General features: G+C 68.6%; 17 protein-coding genes. 10 read left to right on the top strand and 7 right to left on the bottom strand.

Annotated elements, in window-relative coordinates:
• Positions 1–183: 183 nt before the first annotated feature.
• The 4 genes from HUA78_RS36980 to HUA78_RS36965 form a co-directional block, all read right to left on the bottom strand.
• Positions 184–1626 (bottom strand): DUF2079 domain-containing protein, encoded by a 1443-nt coding sequence (locus HUA78_RS36980; protein WP_174478339.1) that lies wholly within the window; start codon positions 1624–1626, stop codon positions 184–186.
• A 197-nt stretch (positions 1627–1823) separates the two neighbouring features.
• Positions 1824–2162: an HPF/RaiA family ribosome-associated protein gene (locus tag HUA78_RS36975; RefSeq protein ID WP_141644998.1), complete on the bottom strand. Its 339-nt coding sequence runs from the start codon at positions 2160–2162 to the stop codon at positions 1824–1826.
• Positions 2163–2341: 179 nt separating this feature from the next.
• On the bottom strand, positions 2342–3343 hold the full coding sequence (locus HUA78_RS36970; RefSeq protein WP_174456965.1) for a zinc-dependent alcohol dehydrogenase family protein: 1002 nt from the start codon (positions 3341–3343) through the stop codon (positions 2342–2344).
• Positions 3344–3439: 96 nt separating this feature from the next.
• A complete protein-coding gene (locus HUA78_RS36965; protein WP_174478338.1) occupies positions 3440–4996 on the bottom strand; it encodes a hypothetical protein in 1557 nt (518 codons plus the stop codon).
• A 141-nt stretch (positions 4997–5137) separates the two neighbouring features.
• Here HUA78_RS36965 and HUA78_RS36960 point away from each other — a divergent pair, with 141 nt between their 5' ends.
• Positions 5138–6094: an aldo/keto reductase gene (locus tag HUA78_RS36960; protein WP_174478337.1), complete on the top strand. Its 957-nt coding sequence runs from the start codon at positions 5138–5140 to the stop codon at positions 6092–6094.
• A gap of 34 nt (positions 6095–6128) precedes the next feature.
• Here the strand turns inward: HUA78_RS36960 and HUA78_RS36955 are convergent, their stop codons facing one another.
• Positions 6129–6623 carry a hypothetical protein gene (locus tag HUA78_RS36955; RefSeq protein ID WP_141645000.1) on the bottom strand — a complete coding sequence of 165 codons (495 nt, stop codon included), beginning with the start codon at positions 6621–6623 and terminating at the stop codon, positions 6129–6131.
• Positions 6624–6799: 176 nt separating this feature from the next.
• Between HUA78_RS36955 and HUA78_RS36950 the strand changes: the two genes are divergently transcribed.
• The 9 genes from HUA78_RS36950 (at position 6800) to HUA78_RS36910 (ending at position 15684) form a co-directional block, all read left to right on the top strand.
• Positions 6800–7336: a pyridoxamine 5'-phosphate oxidase family protein gene (locus HUA78_RS36950; protein ID WP_174456968.1), complete on the top strand. Its 537-nt coding sequence runs from the start codon at positions 6800–6802 to the stop codon at positions 7334–7336.
• A 481-nt stretch (positions 7337–7817) separates the two neighbouring features.
• Positions 7818–9152, top strand: coding sequence for an inositol-3-phosphate synthase (locus HUA78_RS36945; protein ID WP_174456969.1), 1335 nt, complete (start codon positions 7818–7820; stop codon positions 9150–9152).
• Positions 9130–10056 (top strand): phosphatase PAP2 family protein, encoded by a 927-nt coding sequence (locus tag HUA78_RS36940; RefSeq protein WP_174456970.1) that lies wholly within the window; start codon positions 9130–9132, stop codon positions 10054–10056. Before HUA78_RS36945 ends, HUA78_RS36940 begins: the two co-directional genes overlap by 23 nt.
• Positions 10049–11293, top strand: a complete 1245-nt coding sequence (locus HUA78_RS36935; RefSeq protein ID WP_141645004.1) for a GtrA family protein — start codon at positions 10049–10051, stop codon at positions 11291–11293. Before HUA78_RS36940 ends, HUA78_RS36935 begins: the two co-directional genes overlap by 8 nt.
• Positions 11283–12272, top strand: a complete 990-nt coding sequence (locus HUA78_RS36930; protein ID WP_141645005.1) for a hypothetical protein — start codon at positions 11283–11285, stop codon at positions 12270–12272. Before HUA78_RS36935 ends, HUA78_RS36930 begins: the two co-directional genes overlap by 11 nt.
• The gene (locus HUA78_RS36925) at positions 12269–12850 is read left to right on the top strand and encodes a dual specificity protein phosphatase family protein (protein ID WP_174456971.1); all 582 of its coding nucleotides are present in this window, start codon (positions 12269–12271) and stop codon (positions 12848–12850) included. Before HUA78_RS36930 ends, HUA78_RS36925 begins: the two co-directional genes overlap by 4 nt.
• 84 nt (positions 12851–12934) lie before the next feature.
• Positions 12935–14116, top strand: coding sequence for a cytochrome P450 (locus tag HUA78_RS36920; RefSeq protein WP_254624100.1), 1182 nt, complete (start codon positions 12935–12937; stop codon positions 14114–14116).
• A gap of 66 nt (positions 14117–14182) precedes the next feature.
• On the top strand, positions 14183–14836 hold the full coding sequence (locus tag HUA78_RS36915; RefSeq protein ID WP_174456972.1) for a hypothetical protein: 654 nt from the start codon (positions 14183–14185) through the stop codon (positions 14834–14836).
• 92 nt (positions 14837–14928) lie between these two features.
• The gene (locus HUA78_RS36910; protein ID WP_174456973.1) at positions 14929–15684 is read left to right on the top strand and encodes a hypothetical protein; all 756 of its coding nucleotides are present in this window, start codon (positions 14929–14931) and stop codon (positions 15682–15684) included.
• Between the two features lie 12 nt (positions 15685–15696).
• Here the strand turns inward: HUA78_RS36910 and HUA78_RS36905 are convergent, their stop codons facing one another.
• Both HUA78_RS36905 and HUA78_RS36900 read right to left on the bottom strand, forming a co-directional pair.
• Positions 15697–15951 (bottom strand): hypothetical protein, encoded by a 255-nt coding sequence (locus HUA78_RS36905; protein ID WP_174456974.1) that lies wholly within the window; start codon positions 15949–15951, stop codon positions 15697–15699.
• A gap of 59 nt (positions 15952–16010) precedes the next feature.
• Positions 16011–18488, bottom strand: coding sequence for an RND family transporter (locus tag HUA78_RS36900; protein WP_174467460.1), 2478 nt, complete (start codon positions 18486–18488; stop codon positions 16011–16013).
• Between the last annotated feature and the right edge of the window lie 352 nt (positions 18489–18840).

Here is an 18840-nt window from a genome sequence, read left to right as displayed (position 1 = left end):
CCACACGGGAAGGTGCCCCGGCGCTCGTCCCTTCGCCTGCTCCATCGTGAGCCGGGCACGGCGGACGCGGGTGCTCGGCCGGAGCGCGGCGTCATCCTCGCCGCTCACTCCCGGAGCTCTGGGGCCGCGCGGCGCGGGGTGCCTCGGAACGCGAGCCGCGCGGAGGCACGCCCTTGCGAGCACTCAACGGTGAGTGGTGAAGCGACCTCGCGCCAGGAAGACGTTCGCGTCGTCGATGACGATTTGCGTGCCCGCATCCGTGCGCCAGACGTCGATGAGTTCCTGGATGCGCTCGGAGGAGAGGGGGAAGACGTCGCCATGAGGCGGCTTCTCCACCAGCACCCACTCGTAGACGCGGCCGTCGGCGGGCTGTGGACCGCCCACGGCGTAGATGTCATCCCGGTCCGCCAGCAGGGCGACGAAGTTGCTGCCCAGCAGCGCGAGCCCCGCTCGATTCTGGGTGAGCACGTCCACTCCTCGCGAGATGCTGGCCAGTCGCTCCGGGTCCCCCGGGCACTGGCGCGGATACGTGCGCGAGGACACCAACGTGCGAGTGAACTGGCGAAGATTGACTTCATTGCTGAAGAGGAGGACCAGCCCCGTGGACACCAGGACCCACGCGGGCGGCTTCCGGGCGCGCAGGACGGGAAGGAAGCCCATCAGCGCCGCGGCCATCAGCGGCACGCCGTAGTGGAAGCGCCAGGCCATGCCGAGGAAACGGATGCCGAGCATCGGCAACAACACCAGCAGCCACGCCCAGTCCGGCTTCAAGCGCTCGCGCCACGCCCAGACCCCCAGCGGCAGCAGCAGCAGCAGCAGCGTGCCCACGCGCGACAGGTGGACCGGCGCCAGACGAAGCGTGAGGTAGTGAAGGAACCCTCCCTCCATGCCCTGCCTGAGCCGGACGCCGTAGTCCTCCGAGGGCCCCAACAGCCACGGCCGCAGCCCGTAGACACCCGCGAGCCAGAGCAGCGACAGCACCCCCACGCCCACCGCGAAGCGCCGCTCGCCGCGCAGCCACAGCGCCACGGTGAGCATGATGCCCACGAAGGCGAACTCCTCCTTGCACATGAACAGCAACACCAGCGACACCAGCAGCCAGCCGTTGCGGCGCAGATGGAACGCCACGCCGGTCATCACCCACGGCAGCGCGGACCACGTCGTCGGATGGATGGGGAACTTCAGCGCCTCCACCGCGCTGGGGGTGAGCAGCAGGAACGCCGCCATCAGCCCCGTGGCGGCGCGGCTCAGCAGCCCCCGTGCCTGGAGCCAGAGCAGCGGCGCCACCGCGAGCAGCACGAAGAGCGCTTCACCCACCAACGAGGCCCACATCGGTGGCAGCACCTCCACCAGCGGGCGAACCACCCACAGGATGGGGTCGAAGTGGTCGTTGAAGATGTAGACCTGTCGCCCGGTGAGCCAGGGGTTTGGCTCCGCCAGGGACATGCGCGCCAGGGCCTGGGTGTAGATGCCCAGGTCGAAGTGCGAGAAGCAGGCGTGCGCGGCCTGAATCCAGACAGGCGCCACGACGAACACGAACCAGACGAGGACCACGAACGGCAGGGCCAGCATGCCTGGCCATCGCCGTGCGCGTCCTGGGCTCGAGTCATCGGCGGAAGGAGTCATGAAGTCGTGAATCGAGGAGGCGCCGGCCACGGACCGGAGGGCGCGTCGTCTATCGCACTCCCACGACTCATGTCACCCGGCACGACACCTCGAGCCCACCACGGCCGAGCCCCATGCCCACGCTCGGCCCCTGGCTCCACCCCGGGGACCCGCGCACCCGAGGCTACGGCGCGCGACCCCAGGGACTTCGGCGGGCGTCAGTGTCGATGATGCGCGTGCAGCCCTTCGGCGTAGTGCTGGAGCTGCCGGCGCGCGGCCTCGAAGGCGTCCGACACGGCCTGGTAGGGGTCCTCGTGCGCGGCGTCGTGCTCAGGGTCCCTGCCCGCGATGATGTCTCGTCCAGGCACGTGCAGGTCCACGCGCACGCGGAAGTGATGGCTGTGCTGCTTGTGCCGGTGGGGCTCATCCACCACCACGTGGCATCCGACGATGCCATCGAAGAACTGCTCCAGCTTCGCTGCGTGGTCGCGGATGTGCTCGTTCAGGGCCTCGCTCGTCGCCATGCCCCGGTAGGTAATCTGCAACGCTCGCTTCATCGTCGGCCTCGGGTCAGGCCCCGCTGTGTGCGCGGGGCTTCGGGTTGCACCCCTCCCCATTGCATCACCCTGGCCAACGCCAACCCCTTGGAATGCCGGGGCACCGCGCGCGCCCCTTGCGCGGGATTTGCGGCGGAATGGGGCCGCACGCAGTCCCTGCGGGGCGCAATGCCCCACGGCTACCTGCTCGTGTCGAGCACGGCCGCGCCGCGCACGTGGCCCTCGCGCAGCGCGGTGAGCGCCTCGTTCGCCGAGGACAGGGGGAACACCCGCACCTCGGTGCGCACCGGCACGCTGGGCGCAAGCACCAGGAAGTCCATCGCATCCGCGCGCGTCAGGTTCGCCACCGAGCGCACCACCCGCTCCTCCCAGAGCAACGAATAGGGGAACGACGGGATATCGCTCATGTGGATGCCGCCGCACACCACCACCCCGCCCTTGTCCACGGCGCGCAGCGCGGCGGGCACCAGCGCTCCCACGGGCGCGAACAGGATGGCCGCGTCCAGCGGCTCCGGCGGCAGCACGTCCGAGCCTCCCGCCCAGACCGCGCCCAGCTCGCGCGCGAAGCGTTGCCCTTCCTCGTCCCCGGGCCGCGTGAAGGCGAACACGCGCCGCTTGCGGTGACGCGCCACCTGGATGAGCACATGCGCGGCGGCGCCAAAGCCATACAACCCCAGTCGTTCACCTTCTCCCGACAGGCGCAGGCTGCGAAAGCCGATGAGCCCCGCGCACATCAGCGGCGCGGCGTGGACGTCCGGGTAGTTCGCGGGCAGCGGGAAGCAGAAGCGGTGATGCGCCAGGGTGTACTCCGCGTAGCCGCCATCCAACTGGTAGCCGGTGAAGCGCGCGAAGTCGCAGAGGTTCTCCCGACCGGAGACACAGAAGCGACACTGGCCACACGTCCAGCCGAGCCAGGGCACCCCGACGCGCGTGCCCGGCTCCAGCCCCATCACCTCCGCGCCCGCCTCCACGACGGTGGCCACGATTTCGTGGCCCGGCACCAGCGGCAGCTTCGGCCTGGGCAGCTCACCGTCCACCACGTGCAGGTCCGTGCGGCACACCGCGCAGGCGTGGACTCGCAACAACACCTCCTGCGGGGCCGGGCGCGGAATGGGCCACGTCTCCGCTCGCAGTGGCTGCCCCGGCGCGTGGAGAACCATCACACGCATGGTGCCTTCCATGGGGTCGCTCCCTCCGTCGCCCACCGACTGACGGGCGCATCCGTCCGAGGGAAACATGGGGGGCGGAGGGCCCCCCGGGAAGCACCCACGCTCACGTCAAATCTGCACGCCCGCGAGCAGGCCCGGCCAGGTGCGCACGGTGGTGCGTCCGCTGTCGGAGACCTCCTTCCACTCCGGGCCGATGCCCAGCTCCTTCCACGTGTCGCTCCCGTTCCAGGTGACGAGCGTGTTGGCGCTGACTCCGCCGAACACGGCGAAGCGGCGCGACAGCTGCCAGCCGGCCATCACCCGGAACTGCCCGAGCACATGGTTCGTATCTTCGTCGAAGTCGAAGAGGCGGTTGGCATGCAGGCTGGAGCCCATCACGTCCACGTCGACGTAGAAGCGGCCCACGGGGATGTGGCCACCCAGGCCCGCGCCCACCGTGTAGCGACGTCGGTCTCCATCCATCGGCGGCGTGAGGCCCACGGTGAGCAGCGTGTAGAGGTGCCGCCCGCCCAGCTTCAGGCCGATGTTCGTCAGCGACACGTCACTGGCCCACACCTGCACGTGGGCCTGACCGTTGCCAACGAAGCTCAAGAGGCCCACCGACTCGCCCTCCGTCTGGCCCGCCACGTTCAGCAGGCCCACCTGCGCGCCGTCCACGCGGCCGGCCACGTTCACCAGACCCACCTGCGCGCCGTCGACGTCGCCGCCCACGTTGATGAGGGAGAGCTGCGCACCGGACAGCTTGCTCGCGTAGCTGACGCCCGAGGACACCTGCATGCCCGTCAGCTCCGAGGCGACGTTGACGCCCGCCGCCATCTGGAGCCCTCGCGCGGTGCCTCGCGCCACGTTGGCGCCCACCGCCATCTGGACTCCATTCAGCGTCCCCGCCGCCAGATTGCCACCCACCGACATCTGGAGTCCCCGCAGCGCGCCCGACGCCAGGTTGCCGCCCACCGTGAGTTGCCCGCCATTCACATCGCCGCCCGCGATGTTCGCGCCCACGCTGAGCTGCGTGCCCTCCACCGCGCCCGTCGCCACGTTGGCGCCCACCGTGAGCTGCCCACCGCCCATGGAGCCGCGCACGATGTTGGTTCCCACCGACGCCTGCACGCCCTCCGCGTCCGCCGTCACGACGTTGCCGCCCACCGCGAGCAGCACCCCATCCACGGGGCCCCTCGACACGTTGGCGCCCACCGTGGCGAGCACGCCGCTCGCGCCATGCGTCACCCAGTTGCCGCCCAGCGACAACCCCAGCGCCGTCACCCGCTTCGCATGCGTGGCGATCAACCCGATGGACACGTCATGCACCAGGTTCTGCCGGGCGAACCCCGAGGTGCTCAGCCCCGGCAGAATCGACAGGTTGAAGGGCACATGGACGTCCTGCTCCGCGGCCTCCGTCTTCGCCACCGCCACGGGCGCGTCTCCGGCCGTCCCCGCGCTCACCACCCCCGCCGTCGTCGCCTCCACCAGGGGAGGCGCCACCATCGCCCGCTCCACGCCCGGCCCTTCCACCACCGGCGCGACCTCGGCTCCCACCGCCGGGCCACCGTCACCGCCCGCCGAGACCACGGGGGCCGAGTCGCCCCCCTTCGCCTCCTCGGCGCCAGCGGACATCGCCACCATCGCCGCCATGACGCCCGCACACACCGAGACCTTGCGCTTCATCGCTGGACCTTCCTGAGCTGATTTCCGAGAGGGCTCCTCCCACGCGCGGCGCGGGTACCAGAGCCAGGGTTGTTTCGCGGGAGACGTCACCGTCCCCCTTCGCGCAACAGAACACCGGGCCCACGAAATACTGTCACCACCATGTCCCAGACACCCCGACGCCCCAGGCCCCTGTCCCCGCCCTCGCGCCGGGACGTGCTCACCGCGGGGCTCGGCGCCGCGCTGCTCCCGGGCCAGATTCGAGCCGAGAAGCCCGCTCCCACCGTGAAGACCTCCATGCTCACCCGTCCCATCCCCAAGTCGGGCGAGGCCCTGCCCGTCATCGGCCTCGGCACCTGGCAGACCTTCGACGTGGGGACCTCCGCCGCCGAGCGCGCGCCCTTGAAGCAGGTGCTCCAGCGCTTCCTCGACTCAGGGGCGCGCCTCATCGACTCCTCGCCCATGTACGGCCGGGCGGAGCGCGTCGTGGGGGACGTGCTCGCCTCGCTCGCGGACGCGCCCAAACCCTTCCTCGCCACGAAGGTCTGGACGACGGGCCGCGAGGCGGGCCTCGCCCAACTGGAGACCTCCGTGAAGGACATGGGGCGAGGGCACATGGACCTCTTCCAGGTCCACAACCTCGTCGACTGGCGCACCCACCTGCCCGTGCTGCGCGAGTGGAAGGCGCAAGGCCGCGTGCGCTACGTCGGCATCACCCACTACGCCCGAAGCGCCTTCGATGACCTGGAGCGCCTCTTGCGCGAGCAGACCCTGGACTTCATCCAGCTGCCCTACTCACTCGCCGAGCGCGACGCGGAGAAGCGCCTGCTCCCCGCCGCCGCCGAGCACGGCGTGGCGGTGCTCGTCATGCAGCCCTTCGCCACGGGGCAGCTCTTCCGACAGGTGAAGGGCCGCGCGCTGCCGTCGTGGGCCGCGGACTTCGACTGCGCGAGCTGGGCGCAGTTCTTCCTGAAGTTCATCCTCGGCCACCCCGCCGTGCACTGCCCGCTGCCCGCCACGAGCAACCCCGAGCACGTCGCCGACAACGTCCGCGCTGGCTTCGGACGCCTGCCCGACGCGAAGACACGCGAGCGCATGGCGCGCGTGCTGGACTCCTGAAACTTCGCGCGCTCGAAGGCCCGCGTGACGCGGGTTACAGCTCCGGGTCCGGCGTGAACTGGACCTCGGCGGTGGCGGACAACACCACGCCGGTGCCGGGCTCTCCCGCGTCGTCATCGCGGCCCACCTCGAGCACCTCGTCCTTCGCGTCCCACTGGCCCAGGTAGTACGAGCCGCCGGCCACCATGCACGCGCGGCCCTCCGACACCACCACCTCCACGACCTCCTGCTTGTCGCTGGTGGCCCGGAGCAGCGTCCACTTCTTGCCGTCCCCGCGGAACTCGTCGACGACCTCCTGGAGCTCCGCGTCGCTCGGCGCGCCGCCCTCCAGGGTCTGCCGCTCCCACCGGCGCCCGTCCTTCTGCGGCTGCCGCCCCTTCCAGGCGCGCCCCAGCTCCAGCAACTTCTCCTCCGCCGCGTCCTGCAGCCCGTGCATCTCCTCGGGCAGCTCGATTTCCTCCAGCGCCAGGAGGGCCGTCTCAATCTGCAGCGCCTTCAGGCACCACTCGTTCCACGCGGTCTTCAGCATCGTCGCACTCGCTTTCCATCCCCAGGTTCCCCACTCACGTGGAGCCCCAGGTCTCCCCTCCACCAGGGAGGCCCTCGCCACCTACCACACCGCCCGCCTGCCCAGGCGCCATCCGACCGGCCGTCCCATGCTCGCTCCCCTCCACCCTGCCTACCTTTCCAACTCAGGAGGAGCGCATGAGCACCAAGAAGAAGGAGCAAGGCACCCGCGACGCCGTCGAACATCTGGGAGACCTCATCCACGGCATCAAGGTCGCGATGATGACCACGGTGGAGAGCGACGGGAGCCTGCACAGCAGGCCGATGTGGACCCAGGACCATGACTTCGACGGAGAACTCTGGTTCTTCACCCGAGAGCACTCCCACAAGGTCGACGAGGTGGAGCAGGACCACCACGTCAACGTCTCCTTCGCCGACCCCACCCGCGAACGCTACGTGTCCGTCAGCGGTCGCTGTCAGTTGGTGAAGGACGCCCGCAAGGTCCGGGAGCTGTGGAGCCCCGCTCTCAAGGCGTGGTTCCCCCAGGGCGTGGATGATCCAGAGCTCGCGCTTCTGTGCGTGCGCGTGGAGCGCGCCGAGTACTGGGACGCTCCCTCCAGCCGCATGGTGCAACTGGCCGGCATGCTCAAGGCCGTCCTGTCCGGGAAGCCCTACGCCCCTGGCGACCACCAGGCCCTGGAGCTGAACGGCGGCGGCGGCACGGGCCCCCACTGACGTCCCTCCCCGGGCCCACCCTCCCCTCTCTTTACGGGAAGTGGCGGGTGGGCCCTGCCTGCCTCGACTTGGGGTTGCGCCGGAAGCGCCTGGGCGCCATGACTGGCCCGTCCCACACCCCTCGAAGGCACACACGCAGCAATACACCCCCATACACCGTAGCCAGCGGGTCGGAAACGACTCCGACCTACCCGTCATGCCCATGTACGGTCGGGCAGGTGTCACTTTTCTCACGACCTGGTGTTTCTCTGACAGGCGCGTTCGGCTCGTCTTGTACCTGGGGCTGGGGTGATCCATCAGTCCGCCCCATGGCGTGCTAACCAGCCGCCCCACATGACGTTGAAGTCACGAACGCTTTAGAGTATCAACCATCCGCATTCGAGATTTTCCGCATACCCCACGGCATCAGGTCGGTGCGCAGCGGCGAATCCGAAGAAGACTCACCACAGGGCGTCAAAACCGCCTTTCGAAGGAATCCACGATGGAGAACAAGAAGTCGGTCTCGAAGCCCGAGGGCAAGCTGGCGGTGCTCATCCCCGGCCTGGGCGCGGTGTCCACGACGCTGATGGCGGGTGTGGAGCTGGCGCGGCAGGGCAAGGGCGCACCCATCGGGTCCCTGACGCAGATGGGGACCGCGCGCCTGGGCAAGCGGACGGACGGGCGCACCGTGAAGCTGGGTGAGCTGGTGCCCCTGACGGGACTGAACGACGTGGTCTTCGGCGCCTGGGACATCATCAGCGAGGACGCGTACCAGGTCGCGGTGCGCTCCGGCGTGCTGCACGACAAGCACCTGGAGCAGGTGAAGCCCTTCCTCCAGGGCATCAAGCCCAAGAAGGGCGTGCACGACGCCGAGTTCGTCCGCCGCATCGAGGCCAACCACGCCAAGGCCACCAAGACGCACCGCGAGAGCATTGAAGCGCTGCGCCAGGACATCCGCGACTTCAAGAAGGAGCTCAACGCCAAGCGCGCCGTCATGGTGGTGTGCAGCAGCGTGGAGACCTTCCGTCCCCTGCCGGAGTCCTTCAAGACGCTGGCCGCCTTCGAGAAGGCGCTGGACGAGAACAGCACGGACATCAACCCCACCGCGCTCTACACGTACGCCGCCATCAAGGAAGGCGTGCCGTTCGCCAACGCGACGCCCAACGCGAGCGTGGACACGCCCGCGCTGCAGGAGCTGGCGAAGCTGGAGGGCATCCCCGTCGCGGGCCGTGACCTCAAGAGCGGCCAGACGATGATGAAGACGGTCATCGCCCCCGCGCTCAAGGCCCGCATGCTCGGCCTCGAGGGGTGGTTCTCCACCAACATCCTCGGCAACCGCGATGGCGAGGTGCTCGACGACCCCGCGGCCTTCAAGGCCAAGGAAGTCACCAAGTCGAGCGTGCTGGACACCATCCTGCAGCCGGACCTGTACCCCGAGCTGTACAGCAAGTACTCGCACAAGGTGTCCATCCACTACTACCCGCCCCGCGGCGACGCGAAGGAGGGTTGGGACAACATCGACATCACCGGGTGGCTCGGCTATCCGATGCAGATCAAGGTCAACTTCCTCTGCCGCGACTCCATCCTGGCGGCGCCGCTGGTGCTGGACATCGCGCTGTTCCTGGACCTGGCCAAGCGGCTGGAGTGGCGCGGCATCCAGGAGTGGATGTCCTTCTACTTCAAGAGCCCCATGGCGCAGCCCGGCCTGCCCGTCGAGCATGACCTGTTCATCCAGCTCACCAAGCTGAAGAACACCCTGCGCGTCGTGGCGGGCGAAGAGCCCATCACCCACCTCGGACTCGACTACTACGGGGATGACCTCCCGCTCGCTCGCTAAGAGTCCGGCCTTCACGTGGCTCGTCACCCTGCTGGGTGTGGGCCACTTGATGCTCGTGACGGCCACCGGTCGGCTCCGGTGGGACCACGTCGTCGCGGACGTGCTGCTGGTGGGGGTGGCCTGGGCGGGCCCCCGCACGCGGCGCTTCCTCTTCGGCGGGTTCCCGCTATGGCTGACCGGCATGCTGATGGACAGCCAGGGACTCTGGCTGTTCCTTCGGGGCGGCATCCACACGGGTGACTTGTGGGACTGGGAGCGCCAGTGGTTCCCCGCCCCCGGGGGTGTCAACTGGCCCCTGTGGTGGAGCACCCGCTCGCACGCCGTGTTGGACCTGCTGTGCGGCTTCGCCTACGCGGCCTACCTTTACGAAGTCTTCTTGATGGCCATCTTCTTCTTCGTGAAGAAGGACGCGCGCTTCGAGAAGCTGTGCTGGGCCTTCCTGCTTGTGAACGCCCTGGGCATGGTCACCTACCTGCTCTATCCGGCGGCTCCGCCCTGGTACATCCTTCAGTACGGCCCGGGCCCGGCGAACCTCGCCGCACTGCCCAGTCCCGCGGGCACGGCGCGCTTCGACGCACTGTTGGGCATCAACTACTTCGCCGGCTTCTACGCCCGCAATCCCAACGTCTTCGGGGCCATGCCCTCGTTGCACGCCTCCTATCCCTTCATGGTGATGCTCTTCGTCTGGCGGGATGGCCCGAAGTGGCGTCTGGCCACGGGGGCGTTCGCCTTGCTGGTTGGTTTCTCCGCTGTCTATCTGACGCACCACTACATCCTGGATGTGCTCGCGGGCCTCGTGTTCGCGCTCGCCGCCTTCCTGGCGGTGGAGCTGGCCTTTTCGCGCAAGAGCGCACCCATGACCGTCACGCTGCCGCTGACTCCTGGAGGGGACACCCGTGCTTGAGAACGTGGTCGCCTGGTTGACCGGAAACCTGTCCCCCTCGGCTCGCATCTGGACCGCGTTGGGTCCGGCCATCCTCGCCTGTGTGTACTTCCTGGGAGGCCTGCTCATCTTCTGTATCCGCGTGGCCTTCAAGGGCGTGCCTCGCGACGAGGAGACGCTCAAGCGGGGCAACGCCGGGTTCGTCGGCTACTTCCTCCGGCACTACTTCTTCTGGGTCATCCAGCCGTTGTGGGCGCTGATTCTGCGCTCGGGCCTTCCGGCCAACGCGCTGTCCATGCTGTCGGGCCTGCTCGGCATCTCCTCCGGCGTGGCGGTGGCGGCGGGCCGCTTCGCGCTGGGCGGCTGGCTGTTCCTGGGCGCGGGCATCCTGGACGTCATGGACGGGCGCATCGCCCGTACACGCAAGGAGGCCAACCCCGCGGGCGCGGCGCTGGACTCGGTGCTCGACAGGTACGTGGACTCGGCCATGTTGATGGGCCTTGCCTGGTACTACCGGGACACCTGGGTGCTGCTGCCGGCGCTGGGTGCGCTGCTGGGTTCGTCGCTGGTGCCGTATGTCCGCGCCAAGGGCGAGGGCCTGGGCGTCAACGTGCGTGACGGCGCGATGCAGCGGCTGGAGCGGGTGCTCTTCCTGGGCGCGGGCACGGCGCTGTCGCCGATTCTGGAGGCCGTGTTCTGGCCCCAGGAGAAGCACCCCATGCACTGGATGGCGGTGGTGGGGCTCGTCTTCGTCGCCATCATGAGCAACCTGACGGCCATCTCCCGCTTCCGGAATCTGGTGAAGGCGCTGGCGCCCAAGCGGCAGGAGGCGCGTTCGGAGAAGGCGATTGTCGGCCTCAACGCGGCGGCGGGCGCGGTGGCCACGGTGGCGGACTTCGCGGTGGTGCTGGCGCTGGTGGAGTGGGCGGGGCTGTTGCCCGCGTGGGCCACGGTGCTGGGCGCGCTGTTGGGCGCGGTGGTGAACTACTCCATCAACCGCGTGTTCACCTTCCGCAGCACGGCGGCGGTGGGCCGGCAGATGATGCGCTACGCGGTGGTGAGCGGGACAAGCGCGCTGCTCAACGCGGGCGGCGTGGCGCTGCTGACGCTGCATCCGCAACTGGCCTACACGCTGGGCTGGTGGCTGGTGCGCGGCGTGGTGTACTTCGCGTGGAACCTGCCGCTGCAGCGCGACTACGTCTTCAACGACACGACGTCGCCGGACGCGCTGCTGGAGCAGCGCCCCCATGCGGCGTGAGGCGCGGCTCCGGGTCCTGGGTCTCCTCTTGTCGCTCGCGCTGCCCACCGTGGCGGCGGGAGCGACGCTGGAGCCCTCGGCCTCCCCGAGCGACACGTACGGGGAGAGCTTCACCTTCATCGGGGACCTGGAGGACAGCACCTTCGTGCTGGTGCAGTTGCAGGTGACGAACATCGGTCCGGGCTCGCGCACGGGCATCTGCCGCGCGACGGTGCTGCGGCCGGGCCAGCGCGCGTGGACGGCGCAGAAGAAGGTGGGCTCGCGCGAGTGGGGCTACGACGCGGCCACCGGCACGCTGCGCGTGGGCACGTGCTCGGCGCGTTCGGCGGAGGGCGTGACGCGGGTGGAAGCGCCGCTGGACGGTGGGCGGGTGGTGCTGGAATACGCGGCGCCCATGGCACCCCGCTCGCCGGAAGGCTCGGAAGTGGAAGTGGGCAACGCGCGCTACCGGCACGAGATGATGCTGGCCTTCAGCCCACTGAAGGCGAAGGTGCAGCCGCCCAAGAGCGCGGAGCTGGAGCAGGCCGGTGGCGGCTACGCGGACCACACGCGCTCCACCATTGCTCCGGCGAAGCTGGCCAGGCGCTGGGTGCGCTTCCGGGCCCTGCGCGAGGGCGGGGAGCGGATGGTGTTGCTGGGGCGCGAGGGGCAGGACGGTGAGTTCGGTCCGGTGTACTCGTGGACGGAGGGTGGCACGCCGACCCAGCTGGAGTCCTTCACGCTCAGCCGCGAGGGCACGAAGGAGCGGAGCGTCTGGACGGTGGATGTCTTCGGCGGCGACGGGGCGAAGGTGATGGTGCTGCGCTCCACGTCGCTGTTGCAGCGCAGCGCGCCCGTGGAAGAGCTGGGCGTGCTGGGTGGGCTCATCAAGCCCGTGGTGGGCGCTCCCGTGACGTACCTGCACCGGGCGGTGTTGGAGCGCGCGGGGAAGGCGCCGGTGACGGGGTTGATGGAAGTGTCGCTCGAGGGAGACCCGTGAGCGTTTCGTTGTTGCGGGACGTGCACCATGTGCCCGGCGTGCGAGGCTGGGTGCGCAAGCAGGTGCTGCGCTCGGTGGCGCGCTGCGTGGAGTGGACCACGAAGCTGCCGGGGCGCGGCCTCAACGTGTCGCACGTGAGCGACTGGTTGCACGTGGGTGGCTCGGTGCCGCCGTCGCGCTACGCGGAGCTGAAGGCGCGAGGAATCACCGCGGTGATTGATTTGCGCGCCGAGAGTGTCGACGACGCGAAGGCGCTGGAAGCGCTGGGCATCGAGTTGTTGAACCTGCCGGTGACGGACCGCTATCCGCCGTCGGTGGAGCAGCTCCTGCAAGGTGTCGAGTGGGCATTGCCCCGGCTGGAGCGGGGTGGGCACCTCTATGCGCACTGCGAGCACGGTGTGGGGCGGGGCCCGTTGATGGGGTTGGCGGTGATGGTGGCGCGCGGCTGGGAGGCTCCGGCGGCGTACCGCGCGCTGCGACAGGCCCGGTGGCAGTGCACGCTCAATGACCGGCAGTTGGGCGGCCTCGCGGACTTCGTCACCGCGTGGGCGGCACGGCGCGCGGAACGAGCGGCCTAGCGTCCTCGGCTGGACGGTTCAGTCCGGCACGGTTTCGCTCTGGAACCTGGGGTTCCTACCCTGGCGTCCCGGAGACGCCAAGGAATGCTGGAGCTCTTCACCGATGACGTGCGCCGCAATCCCTTTCCCCTCTACGCGAAGTTGCGCGCGGACTCGCCGCTGTTGCACGAGCCACGGGAGGACCTGTGGATTCTCTTCGACTACGACAGCGTGAAGTGGGCGCTGCAGGACCATGACGCGTTCAGCTCCGTCGTCACGACGGAGACGGGGACGACGCCGGACTGGCTGCTGTTCTCGGACCCGCCCCGGCACACGAAGCTGCGCGGCATCATCATGCGGGCCTTCACGCCGCGCTCCATCGCCAACCTGGAGCCGCACGTGCGGGAGCTGTCCCGGGAGCTGCTGGATGTGACGGTGGAGCGTGGGGAGCTGGATTTGGTGGCGGACTACTCCAGCCTGCTGCCGGCGATGGTCATCGCGAAGATGATTGGGATTCCCGTCGAGGACCGGGCGCGGTTCCTGCGGTGGGGGGACATCATCATGAAGCTCAGCTACACCATCGCGGGTGGGGACGAGTCGAAGCGGGCGATGGAGGAGAACGCGGCGGCGCGGGACGAGATGCGGACCTATCTGGCGGGCATCCTGGATGAACGCAGGAGGGCGCCGCGGGATGACCTGCTGACCCGGCTGGTCGAGGCGGAGGTGGATGGGGAGCGGCTGGACGCGAAGGAGCTTCTGGGGTTCTTCCAGTTGCTCCTGGCGGCGGGGACGGAGACGACGACCAACCTCATCAACAACGCGCTGCTGTGTTTCATGGAGTCCCCGGACCAGTTGGCGCGACTGAAGGCGGAGCCGGGGTTGTTGCCCCTGGCCATCGAGGAGGTGCTGCGGTTCCGGTCTCCGGCGCAGTCGATGTTCCGCTCGACGAAGCGTGCGGTGGAGCTACACGGGCGGGTGATTCCGGAGGGGAAGTTCGTGCTGCCGATGATTGGCTCCGCGAATCGGGACCCGAAGCAGTTCCGTGAGCCGGAGCGGTTCGATATTGGCAGGGACCCCAATCCGCACCTCGCCTTCGGGCACGGCATCCACTTCTGCCTGGGTGCGGCGCTCTCCCGCATGGAGGCGCGGGTGGCGCTCACGGACCTTTTGGAGCGGCTGCGCGACTTCCGGCTCGCGAGCGACGAGCCCTGGCAGCCGCGTCAGGCGCTCCATGTCCACGGCCCCACGCACCTGCCACTGCGCTTCGAGCCTGGCGCACGGAGCTGACTTCGTCCCATCCCGCGAGTTTGGAAGAAGATGGGGAGGCCGACCCAAACTCGACATGGAGGATGGATGCGCGCTCCACCTGCCTGGCATCTGAGCCTGTGGTGTTGTGTCCTGGTCCTGCTTCAACTGGGCTGTGGTGCCGCCACCGTCAACCTTCGCGACTGGGGCAGCCTCCATGTCACGGCAGACGACGGTACCACCGGGGCCTTCCTGCCAGACGACATGCAGGTGGACACGGGCCAAGCCGAGAGCGAACGGCCAGATTCATACTGCGCTTCGCGGACCGACACCTCCTGCGAGAACGCGGGGATGAGGCCACCGCTTCGTCGGGGGCCTGGAGCACGCCAGTGGCGACGCGCGCCCTTGCTCACCCCGACGCCGACACCACAGCAGAGCCAGCTCCAGGCACACCGGCTGGCGAACCATCAAGTCGTCCAGCAGGCTCGTCAGCGCTATGCCCAGCGTCTCAAGGAAGCTCAGGCACGCTATCCGAGCAGCACGGGCTTCCAGGAACATCACCTGATACCGATGTACCTGGGCGGTGCTAAATCAGGCGCGACCTATCGACTGCCAACCGCCTACCACAAGGCCATCACCCAGGCGTTTCGAGAGCGCTGGGCCTATGGCCAGGAGCGGCCTCCTCCAGAGAAACTTCAACTCCTCCTGGTCCAGGTCTACTCCCAGTATCCCATCCCGCAGCTCATCGGACTCCAGCCCTGACCATGCGCGAAACCATCGAACTCCGTGTCGAGGAAACGGAAGCATGGCGACTCTTTCACGAAGACGAGGGCGTTGTGCTTCCGAGTGGCACGGTGCGCAAGGTCACTCTCCCCACCGACGATGGCCGCGTGTCGCGCGTCAGGGAGATTGACCGCGCCCTGCGTCAGCAAGGCCAGATGTTCTTCGCGGGCTGGCGCATCCTTCGCCACTACTCCGTGGGAGAACTGAAGTCCGCCGAGTTGCTCAAGCTGGGACTGGAGGCCGTCTTCGAGCCGGCTGGAGAGGCGTGTGGCACCGCATACGATGAATCCACCGCGTGCACGCTGTGTGGAGCGGGCGCGCGGCAGGTCTCCGACTTGAGCCTGGACGTGCGCCGGATTCCCCAGCGCGTGGACCTCGCTCGAACCATCTCCCACGAATGGGTCATCTCCGCTCGGCTCGCCGACCTCTGGCGGGAGCATGGAATCACCGGCGTGGACTTCCGACCCATCCGGCGAGCTGGTGCGCGGTCAGAGCCAGTGAAGGAGTGGCATCAGCTCATCGTGACAGCGCCCCCAGTCGACATCCTGCCCGCCACACTCACGGGCAATGACCCCTTCGACCACGATGAGGACAACGCGCAGCGCTGCCCCAAGGGCCACGTCGTCGGCCTGAATGTGCTCTCCGAGCTCTCGCTGCGGCGCGGCGACTACGACGGAAGCGACCTGACCTGGACACGGCAACTGGTGGGGATGCGGAGCGGAATCCTGCGCCCTCACCCGCTCCTGCTCATGTCACCCAAGCTGCATGGGCTCCTGACAGAGCTGAAGGTGAAGCGACTGGACGTCGAAGTCGCTCACCTCGTGTAGCCCGTCCCCGCCCTACCAGCGCTGCTGCGGCTCCATCGCCGTGGGCCGGCGCTTGTCCGTGGGAGTCAGCGCATCCGCGGGCGAACAGCGACAGACCTCACAGCCACGGTCTCGGTCCATGGAACACTCCGTGCCAGTGATGCACGAGAGGTTCCGCGACTCCTCGCAGCGCGTGTCGCCCTTCTTCTCTTCCTTCTTCCCACCATGGCCACAGCCCGCCAGGGCCACAGCCACCGTCACCGCCGCGAACCATCCGCTCCGCTTCATACCCTGCCCTCCTCGGACACCGACCAGGGCACCACCACGGCGCCCCGGCCGCGCATGAATCACGCTTCCGGCGCGGGCTGCTCCGGCTGCTCCGCCGTGGCCCCGTGCTTGCGACGCCACCGCTCCACCAGCAACAGCAGCGACGGGAACCCCAGCAGCACGATGACCAGGTTCAACCCGAACCCCAGGTTCGCCAGGTCACCAATCGAGTTCAGCCCCGGGTGCTTCGCCAGCACCAACGCCACGAAGCCGATGGCGCTCGTCAAGAGGCCGCCCGTAATCGCCCGGCCCGTCTCCCCATATACGGAGATGAAGTCCGCGCCCGGCTCACCCAGCCGCTGCACCAGATGCACACCCGCATCCACCGTGGTGCCCACCAACACCGGCAACACCATGATGTTCAGGTAGTTGAACTGCAAATCCAGGAGCGCCATCAACCCCACGAGCCCCGCCACCGACAGCAACGTGGGCACCATGCAGATGAGCGCCGTGCGCAGCCGCCCCAATGTCAGCCACATCGCCGCCAGCACGCTGAGCACCGCCGCCGCGAGAATCCGCGGGCCCTCGCGCGACACCATGTCCAGGATGTCCGCCAGGATGAGCGCCTCGCCCGCCGCCGACACCTGACTGCCGTCCGGCATGTGCAGCCCGCGCACTTCCTTGGAGAAGCGCCGCGTGCCCTCGCCGTCCGACAGGCTCACCCCGCCGCCCGCGTACACCAGCACCACGCCACCCGTGCTCCCATCCAGGCTCTCGAACTGGTGCCGCACGCTCGCCGGCAGCTCCGCCTGGGTGAAGGGCCTCGCCTGCGACATGTTCAGCGCGCGCGTCAGCGACGCCCGCGTGTCCTCCGGCAGCCGCTCCGGGTCCAGCTTGTTCAGCCGCGTGTGGATGGCCTCCAGCACCGCCCGCTTCTCCGCCTGCTGGCGAGGCACCAGGTCCTCCAGCGCCCCCACGAAGTCGATGGTGGAGTCCTTGCCCCGCGCCGCCTTGCGCGCCTCCAACTGCCGGACGACCTCGCGCTCCATGTCCTGCGAGTCCGTCAGCACGACCACCGGCGTCTGCGAGTAGCCCAGGATGTTGTTCACCTTCTGGTCCAGCACCGCCGACGCCTGCTTGTAGTCCTCCAGCGTGCGCGAGTCGTAGTTGAACGAGATGCGATACGCCTGCGAGATGAGCGCCAGCACTCCGACGCCAATCACCACCGCCACCCCTCGATAGGAACGCGGCAGCCACCGCCCCAACAGCGCCATGGGCCCCGTGCCACCCTGGTGCACGCGCGGCGACCAGCCAAAGCGCGAAGCCACCCCGAGCAGCGCCGGCAGGATGAGCACGTACGCGAAGATGCTCACCAGCATGCCCACCGCCGCGATGATGCCGAACTCGCGGAACGCCCTGAACTCCGACAGCGCCAGGCTCAAGAACGTCAGCGCCGCCACCAGCGCCGCGATGAGCGCGGAGAAGCCCGTGTGCCGGAAGGACTCGTGCACCGCCGCCTCGGAGGTCATCCCCTCCGAACGCAGCGTCCCGTAGCGCCCCAACAGGTGGATGCCGTGCTCCACACCCAGACCGCCGAGCACCGCCGCCAGGAAGCCCGTCAAGAGATTCACCTGCCCGTACGCCAGCCCGACGAAGCCGTACGTCCACCCCAGGCCCGCGAGCACCGGTAGCATGGTGAAGCCCACCGACAGCGCGCTGCGGAAGTGGAACGCCAGGTACGCCAGCAAGAGCACCATGGCCAGCGAGGACGCGGTCGCCAAATCACTGACGATGACGCGCTGCTGGTCGATCTTCTTCTTGAACGTGCCCGTCACCGCCGTCTTGAAGCCCGGCCCGTACTTGGACAGGTCCTGCTTCGCCAGGAAGTCCTCCACCTGGGTGACGACCTTCTTGGAGTAGTTCAGGTCCGCGGCGCTGCCCTTGGGCTTCGCCATCAGCACCACCACGCGCTCCGTCGTGTCCAGGTAGTACAAATCTCCCTGGCCGGAGAGCCGCTGATTGGCGCGGCCGGTGTACTTCTGCTCGATGTCGGCGAAGTCCACCGACGGCGGCGGCGCGTCATCCAGCCGGACGAACAGCGGGTTGGCCTGCTCCTTCTCCCAGGCGATGCGCGCGTCGATGCGGCCCTGGATGGTCTTCAGGTCATCCAGGTCCACGTAGTACAGCGCGTGCTTGTCGAAGAACTCGCTCGGCCGTTGGTAGTTGACGTAGCGAATCTCCGACAGCTCCGCGAGCTTCGGCGCCATGTCGTCCGCGAAGCGCTTGAGCACCTCGGGCTCCGCGCCCATGCCCACCAACACCACGTTGCCCTGGCCACCGAAGCGCTTGCGCAGCTTCTCGATGTCCTGGACGCTGGGGAACGCCTTGGGCAGCAGGCCCACGAAGTCCGCGCTGAGCGTCAGGGTCCTCGCGAACCAGGCCCCCAGCAGCGTGAGCACCAACGCCACCACCAGTGCCTGATACGGACGCCGGTGGCTGCGTGCGGCGAGTTGGCCCATCGCCCCCTCGAACCGCTCCGACCAACGCTTCTCACCCATGTTGCGACACCTGCTGTGTTGTTTGCGGGCCGAACAACGGCCGGCCCACCTTGGGCATGCGCCAACCAGGGAGTCAACGCGTTTATGCCGTAAGGCGGAATGTAAGGCACCGAATGACCTGACCTTCTCTAACAAGTCCCAACGACCCTCGCCCGGCTGTCTGCCCGGCTGCTTCCACGGGTGGAGCGCACGGCCGGGCGCGTCGCGCATCAGGGACGTGAGCAGCGGGTCCGCCGCCCTCCCGGGGGGCAGACGGCCAGTCGGCGAGCACTGCATCCCCCGCGCCGAGTCCCCACGTTCCCGACCACATGGGGCCGCTCACGCGGACACCCAAGGGAGGGGAAGCCGTGCC

This window comes from Myxococcus sp. CA033 (assembly GCF_013336625.1).
Taxonomy (GTDB): domain Bacteria; phylum Myxococcota; class Myxococcia; order Myxococcales; family Myxococcaceae; genus Myxococcus; species Myxococcus llanfairpwllgwyngyllgogerychwyrndrobwllllantysiliogogogochensis.
The sequence above is the reverse complement of the archived record's forward strand: the minus strand, read 5'-3'. Positions and strand labels throughout refer to the sequence as shown.

Coding starts and splice junctions, on each gene's coding strand:
- HUA78_RS36980 (WP_174478339.1), bottom strand. CDS start 1,626: ATGACTCCTTCCGCCGATGACTCGAGCCCAGGACGCGCACGGCGATGG.
- HUA78_RS36975 (WP_141644998.1), bottom strand. CDS start 2,162: ATGAAGCGAGCGTTGCAGATTACCTACCGGGGCATGGCGACGAGCGAG.
- HUA78_RS36970 (WP_174456965.1), bottom strand. CDS start 3,343: ATGGAAGGCACCATGCGTGTGATGGTTCTCCACGCGCCGGGGCAGCCA.
- HUA78_RS36965 (WP_174478338.1), bottom strand. CDS start 4,996: ATGAAGCGCAAGGTCTCGGTGTGTGCGGGCGTCATGGCGGCGATGGTG.
- HUA78_RS36960 (WP_174478337.1), top strand. CDS start 5,138: ATGTCCCAGACACCCCGACGCCCCAGGCCCCTGTCCCCGCCCTCGCGC.
- HUA78_RS36955 (WP_141645000.1), bottom strand. CDS start 6,623: ATGCTGAAGACCGCGTGGAACGAGTGGTGCCTGAAGGCGCTGCAGATT.
- HUA78_RS36950 (WP_174456968.1), top strand. CDS start 6,800: ATGAGCACCAAGAAGAAGGAGCAAGGCACCCGCGACGCCGTCGAACAT.
- HUA78_RS36945 (WP_174456969.1), top strand. CDS start 7,818: ATGGAGAACAAGAAGTCGGTCTCGAAGCCCGAGGGCAAGCTGGCGGTG.
- HUA78_RS36940 (WP_174456970.1), top strand. CDS start 9,130: ATGACCTCCCGCTCGCTCGCTAAGAGTCCGGCCTTCACGTGGCTCGTC.
- HUA78_RS36930 (WP_141645005.1), top strand. CDS start 11,283: ATGCGGCGTGAGGCGCGGCTCCGGGTCCTGGGTCTCCTCTTGTCGCTC.
- HUA78_RS36920 (WP_254624100.1), top strand. CDS start 12,935: ATGCTGGAGCTCTTCACCGATGACGTGCGCCGCAATCCCTTTCCCCTC.
- HUA78_RS36915 (WP_174456972.1), top strand. CDS start 14,183: ATGCGCGCTCCACCTGCCTGGCATCTGAGCCTGTGGTGTTGTGTCCTG.
- HUA78_RS36905 (WP_174456974.1), bottom strand. CDS start 15,951: ATGAAGCGGAGCGGATGGTTCGCGGCGGTGACGGTGGCTGTGGCCCTG.
- HUA78_RS36900 (WP_174467460.1), bottom strand. CDS start 18,488: ATGGGTGAGAAGCGTTGGTCGGAGCGGTTCGAGGGGGCGATGGGCCAA.